General features: G+C 73.5%; 1 protein-coding gene. It reads right to left on the bottom strand.

Annotation, left to right across the window (positions count from 1 at the left end; all coding sequences use genetic code 11):
• The coding region (locus DVK07_RS23085; protein WP_158603223.1) for a hypothetical protein at nt 1-501 on the bottom strand (501 nt) is incomplete at both ends.

Raw genomic sequence — 501 nt, 5'->3', positions numbered from 1 at the left:
GGGTGTTCGTCCACCCCAGTCGGAGCGGGTGCGCGTCGGCGACGTCGAGCCGAACGCGGGCGTCCGTCGGCGCCGGCGCGACGAGATCGCGCAGCAGCGCGCTGTCGAACGCCGCCCGGACCGTCGCGGCGCCCGTCTCGCCGGGGAGTTCGGTCCCGGACCGCTCGTAGGTTCCCGCCGCCCGGGGCGGGTCATCGCCCGACTCCTCGTCCACGCTTTCGATCCGGAAGGCGTCCCGGGAGGCGTCGTACTCGACGGCGATCACCTCCGCGATCCCCGCGAAGTAGTCACAGACCTCCCGCAGCGGTCCGGCTCGGTGATGGACCGTGGCTCCGCCCGGCCACTCGCTCAGCCGCGGGATCTGCTCCTCCGACGTCGGGTCGACGGGGTGTTCGTGGGTGACGGTCGGCAGCGTCACCGTCAGCGTCGTATCGTCCGTCGCGTACGCGAGCGTGACCGGGTCCGCCTCGTTCGAGACCGTCCCGGCCGAGGCCGTCGCGT

Origin of the sequence: Halorubrum sp. Atlit-26R (genome assembly GCF_003666015.1) — an archaeon.
Taxonomy (GTDB): domain Archaea; phylum Halobacteriota; class Halobacteria; order Halobacteriales; family Haloferacaceae; genus Halorubrum.
This window is presented reverse-complemented; position numbering and strand designations above follow the sequence as displayed.